This is a genomic window from Pantoea sp. CTOTU49201, from assembly GCF_032054795.1.
In the GTDB taxonomy this organism is placed as follows: Bacteria; Pseudomonadota; Gammaproteobacteria; order Enterobacterales; family Enterobacteriaceae; genus Pantoea; species Pantoea symbiotica.
The window spans coordinates 1-5,006 of sequence record NZ_DAMBSA010000354.1 but is presented as its reverse complement, the minus strand read 5'-3'; the positions used below and the strand labels follow the sequence as shown (position 1 = coordinate 5,006).

The 5,006-nt window shown below is 52.2% G+C and carries 5 protein-coding genes; 4 read left to right on the top strand and 1 reads right to left on the bottom strand.

All coding sequences use genetic code 11. The features are described 5' to 3' along the window. From RTY00_RS19780 to RTY00_RS19765, 4 genes are all read left to right on the top strand, one after another. A partial coding sequence (locus RTY00_RS19780; RefSeq protein WP_312665693.1) for an ABC transporter permease occupies positions 1 to 621 on the top strand: 621 nt, incomplete at its 5' end. A gap of 1 nt (position 622) precedes the next feature. Further along, the gene (locus RTY00_RS19775; RefSeq protein ID WP_154157049.1) at positions 623 to 1,441 is read left to right on the top strand and encodes an ABC transporter permease; all 819 of its coding nucleotides are present in this window, start codon (positions 623 to 625) and stop codon (positions 1,439 to 1,441) included. Between the two features lie 125 nt (positions 1,442 to 1,566). Further along, entirely contained in the window at positions 1,567 to 2,817 is a 1,251-nt protein-coding gene (locus RTY00_RS19770) for an NAD(P)/FAD-dependent oxidoreductase (RefSeq protein ID WP_312665691.1), read from the top strand. Between the two features lie 60 nt (positions 2,818 to 2,877). Further along, positions 2,878 to 4,014 carry an alpha-hydroxy acid oxidase gene (locus RTY00_RS19765; RefSeq protein WP_312665689.1) on the top strand — a complete coding sequence of 379 codons (1,137 nt, stop codon included), beginning with the start codon at positions 2,878 to 2,880 and terminating at the stop codon, positions 4,012 to 4,014. An 80-nt stretch (positions 4,015 to 4,094) separates the two neighbouring features. Here the strand turns inward: RTY00_RS19765 and RTY00_RS19760 are convergent. Continuing rightward, positions 4,095 to 5,006 (bottom strand): malate:quinone oxidoreductase (locus tag RTY00_RS19760; protein ID WP_312665687.1); only part of this gene is annotated, 912 nt, incomplete at its 5' end.

The window sequence follows — 5,006 nt, the reverse complement described above, 5'->3', positions numbered from 1 at the left end:
CTGCTGATGAGTTATCCGCTGGCGTATGCGCTGGTGAGAACGCGCACCACCTGGATCAAATCAACCATTCTGATTATCGCCATTACGCCGCTATTCCTCGGCGAAGTGGTACGCACTTATTCGTGGATTATCGTGCTTGGCAATAGCGGCTTCCTCAATAGCCTGCTGCTGGCAATGGGTCTGATTAACAAGCCGATCCAGTTTATGTTCACCCAAACTGGCGTGGTGGTCGCGCTGGTGCATGTGACCATGCCAATCATGGTGATGATGCTGGCGACTGCGCTGTCGCACATCAATCCCGATTATGAAAAAGCCGCCACCAGCCTGGGCGCGGGACCGATTCGGACCTTGCTGACGGTGACGATTCCTCTTTCGATTCCCGGTATCGTTTCCAGCCTGACCACGGCGTTTGCCTGGACGTTCAGCGCTTTCGCAACACCACAGCTGATTGGCGGTGGACGCGTCAGCACCGTGGCAACCATGGTGTATCAGCTGGGCTTCTCTTCGATGAATTTTCCGTTTGCCGCCGCGCTCAGCATTGCCGGTTTGATTCTGACCATTCTGCTGCTGATGGCGCTGAAACGTATGAGCCGCTTTATTCATGCGATGGGAGAGTACTGATATGACCCGATCCCTTAACGATAAATTGATCACACTGGCGGGACGCGCGCTGGTTATCGCGATTTTGTTATTCGTATTGCTGCCTACCATTGTGGTGTTCATCTCTTCATTCAGCAGCACCTCAGTGTTGTTCTTCCCGCCTAAAGGCTGGTCGCTGCGCTGGTTTGAACGTGCGGTAAATTACGATGATTTCCGCCACGGCTTCTATTCCGGATTGATTGTGACGGCGTGGGCGTCAACGCTGGCGGTGATTATCGGCGCCACGCTGGCGATCGCCATTGAGCGTTACAGTTTCCCGTGTAAACAGGTGCTGGAAGGTGTGCTGCTATCGCCGCTGTTTATTCCACATTTCACCATAGGTCTCGGCTTACTGATGCTGGTCTCTCAACTGGGCATTGGACGCGGTTATCCGCTGGTGATCTTCTGCCACATCGTGCTGGTGCTGCCGTTTGTGCTGCGCAGCGTGTATGTGTCGCTGAAAAACCTCGAACAGCGTATTGAACTGGCTGCCGCAAGCCTCGGTGCTTCGCCGCTGCGCGTGGTGTGGACCATTACCGTACCGCTGATTTTGCCGGGCCTGTTTGGTGGTTGGTTATTTGCTGCCATTCTGTCCTTCAACGAATTTACCGCTTCGCTGTTTATTACCACGCAAGCGACGCAAACCTTGCCGGTGGCGATGTACAACTATGTGCGTGAGTTTGCCGACCCAACGCTGGCTGCACTGTCGGTTATTTATATTGCGGTAACGGCGACGATGTTAATTATCGCCAATAAGTTTTTAGGCTTAGGGAAAATATTGAACGTCGAAGCAGGGCATTAATGTATTAACACGAGTGCTGTGCTTATTTAATGATACAGCATTTATTAACCTGAATATCAGTCATACGGCACCTGATTACTCTTTTCCATGAAAAGATCGGGGTCGATCATCTTTAGGGATCTCACATGTCAGTAGAAAAAATTAATACCGTGGTGGTCGGAGCGGGTCAGGCAGGTATTGCGATGAGTGAACATCTGTCATTAATGGGCGTGCCACATGTGGTATTCGAGCGTAGCCGTATTGCTGAACGTTGGCGTTCAGAGCGTTGGGATTCATTGGTTGCCAATGGCCCAGCCTGGCACGATCGTTTTCCTTCAATGAAATTCGATAATATTTCCCAGGAAGCCTTTCCTCCGAAAGAGCGCATGGCGCAATATTTCGAAGACTACGTAAAAATGCTCGATGCGCCGGTGCGTACTGGCGTGGAAGTGTATTCGGTTGAGCGCCTGCCGGAACGCAGCGGTTTTAAAGTGCTGACCTCGGCCGGTGAATTTGAAGCTGACAATGTGGTGGCGGCAACCGGTCCCTTCCAGAAACCCGCTTTTCCGCAGATCGTGCCGGAAAGCGCTGCACTGCATCAAATTCACTCATCGGCGTATAAAAATCCGCAGCAGCTGCCGCAGGGCGGCGTACTGGTGGTGGGCGCAGGCGCTTCCGGTTCACAAATTGCGGAAGAGCTGCGTAAATCTGGCCGTGAAGTGACACTCTCCATCGGTGAACATTACCGTCCGCCACGTTCGTATCGCGACCGCGATTATTGCTGGTGGTTGGGCGCGCTGGGCTTGTGGGATGAAGTCAAAATCAAGCCGAAGAAACAGCACGTTGCTTTTGCCGTGAGTGGTTATGAAGGTGGCAAAACGGTCGACTTTCGCCGATTAGCGCACATGGGCATTACGCTGGTTGGTATCACTAAAACCTGGGATAACGGCGTGCTGAGCTTTGCCGATGGTTTAGTGGAGAATATCGCCGAGGGCGATAAAGCCTATTTCGACGTGCTGCGTGATGCTGACGCCTATATTGAACGCAATGGCCTGGATTTACCGCCCGAACCGCAAGCATGGGAATTACTGCCAGATCCAGAATGTTTAATTAATCCATTATCAGAATTGGATCTGCAGGCTGCAGGCATTACCAGCATTATCTGGGCCACCGGTTTTAAATTTGATTTCAGCTGGCTGAAAGTGGATGCCTTTGACGCTAATGGTGTACCGTTCCACAAGCGCGGTATTTCAGCCGAACGTGGTATTTACTTCCTTGGCTTACCTAATCTGGTAAATCGTGCATCATCGTTTATTTACGGCGTATGGCACGATGCCAAATATATTGCCGATCATGTGGCATTACAAAACGCCTACACCGATTATAAAAAGTCGTGAAAATATCCGTAGGGTCGCCATTAATGGCGACCTCTTCCAAATATTATTGGAATACCCCCAATGGTCATCACCTGCATCGAAGAATTACGCCATTTAGCCCGTAAACGCGTACCAAAAATGTTTTATGACTATGTCGATGCAGGTTCATGGACGGAAAGCAGCTATCGCGCCAATGAAGCCGATCTTCGGCGCATCGAATTGCGCCAGCGCGTCGCAGTGGATATTTCACAGCGCAGCACTTCCAGCAGCATGATTGGGCAACCCGTGGCGATGCCAATGGCGATTGCGCCCACCGGCTTAACCGGCATGATTCATCCCAACGGCGAAATCCTTGCCGCCCGCGCGGCGAGAACCTTCGGCATCCCGTTTACGCTTTCCACTATGAGCATTTGCTCATTGGAAGCGGTGGCGCAGGCAACAGATCATCATCCATTTTGGTTTCAGCTGTATGTGATGCGCGATCGGCAATTCGTCGCCAACCTGATTGAACGCGCCAAAGCCGCCAACTGCAGCGCTTTGGTGGTAACCATGGATTTGCAGGTGTTTGGTCAACGCCATAAAGACATCAAAAATGGCTTATCGACGCCGCCCAAAATGACGCTGCGTAATCTGCTCAATATCGCCAGTAAACCGCGCTGGTGCAAAGGGATGCTTGCTACAACGCATCGCAACTTTGGCAACATCATCGGACACGCCAGCGGCGTAGACAGCATTGATGCAATGATGGCGTGGACACAGCAGCAGTTTGATCCCTGTCTTTCCTGGCGTGATGTTGAGTGGATTAAGCAGCGCTGGGGCGGCAAGTTGATCGTCAAAGGCATTATGCATGTTGAGGATGCGCGTCTGGCGATAGCCGCTGGCGCTGATGCGATTATCGTATCGAATCACGGAGGCCGTCAGCTGGATGGCGTTTCATCATCCATATCGATGTTGCCGGAGATTGTGGCAGCCGTGAACAAGGAGGTTGAAGTCCATTTCGATGGCGGTATTCGTTCCGGGCAGGACGTTTTAAAAGCTATCGCGTTAGGTGCAAAAGGGACCTATATCGGCCGCAGTATGTTGTATGGTTTGGGCGCGTTAGGCGAACAGGGCGTAACAACCGCGCTGAATATCATCCGTAATGAGTTTGATCTTTCTATGGCGTTTTGTGGCAAAACGGATGTGGGGTCGATTGGCGCAGATATTCTTCGTTTGTAAATCGGTCGCCATAAATGGCGACCCTACAAAAGACAATAAAAAAGCCGGACATTGTCCGGCTTATTCACTTCTGGCGTTAATTACAGCGCCATATCCTGTTTGCCTGATTCCGCACGCGGCTTAGCCTGCGTCGGTGCAACCGCTTGATCACCCATGTTGATAACCGGCGGCTTGGTCAACAGCAGCGTCGCTGCGGTGTTGTCCCAAACTTGCTGGGTCAGCGCGGTGTTGCCATTCAGCTTCTGGCCGAAGCTTGGCACGATAGCGCGGATCTTCTGCTGCCACTCTGGCGAAGCGAACTGCTCTGGGAACAGCTTCTTCATCACGTCGAGTGTGATTGGTGCGGCAGTAGATGCGCCCGGAGATGCGCCCAGCAGGGCAGCCAGGGTTTTCTGCTGATCGGTCACGATTTCGGTACCCAGTTTCAGCAAGCCACCTTTTTCGGCATCTTTCTTGATGATCTGTACGCGTTGACCCGCCTGAATCAGTTTCCAGTCCTCTTTACGCGCGTTCGGATAGTACTCTTTCAGCGCAGCAAAGCGGTCGTCGTCATTCAGCATCACCTGACCAATCAGGTATTTCACCAAATCGAAGTTGTCGATGCCCACATGCGTCATCGGCATGATGTTGCTGGTGGTGGTCGCGCTCAGCAGATCGAACAGCGAACCATTTTTCAGGTACTTGGTAGAGAAGGTGGCGAACGGCCCAAACAACACCACTTTCTTGCCGTCAAGGGTACGTGAATCGATGTGTGGAACCGACATCGGTGGCGCACCCACAGAAGCCTGACCGTACACTTTTTCCAGGTGACGGTTAGCGATCTCTGGGTTCTCGGTCATCAGGAACGAACCACCAACCGGGAAGCCGCCGTAGTTGTCTGCTTCCGGAATACCGGTTTTCTGCAGCAGCTTAATCGCGCCGCCACCAGCACCGATAAACACGTATTTCGCATCAACCGAACGCTTATCGCCGCTCTTCACATCTTTGATGGT